This window comes from Vibrio sp. 10N.222.54.A3, assembly GCF_041474095.1.
In the GTDB taxonomy this organism is placed as follows: domain Bacteria; phylum Pseudomonadota; class Gammaproteobacteria; order Enterobacterales; family Vibrionaceae; genus Vibrio; species Vibrio crassostreae_C.
On sequence record NZ_JBFRTN010000032.1, the window covers coordinates 1 to 316 of the forward strand.

Annotated in this window: 1 pseudogene; it reads left to right on the top strand. The window is 42.4% G+C overall.

Annotation, left to right across the window (positions count from 1 at the left end):
- Positions 1-95 precede the first annotated feature (95 nt).
- A pseudogene (locus AB4507_RS08790) lies at positions 96-316 on the top strand (ISL3 family transposase); the annotation flags it as partial.

Genomic DNA, 316 nt, shown 5'->3' on the forward strand with positions numbered 1-316 from the left:
GGTTCATCGCGGATTAGCGGGAACTAAAAACAAAAACGGTAGTAAGTGATATGGTTTAGTCGCCAAACAAAAATCATACACAAACTACCGTTTTCATGCCGAATCATACTTTCCTATCTTCATTCTGGGAAGGCTTTCAAATAGTAAAGTCTCACCAGACAGCATCACTTATTACCCTGACTCTTAAACCTAACTCTGAGGCTAAGTGCCTTTGTGGTCTCGAGGCCGAGGCTATTCATGAGTATCAATGGCGTCATGTAAAAGAGGCCATGTTGCTCGGTGTTCCTGTTGAACTTTCCGTTCAAACACGAAGAAT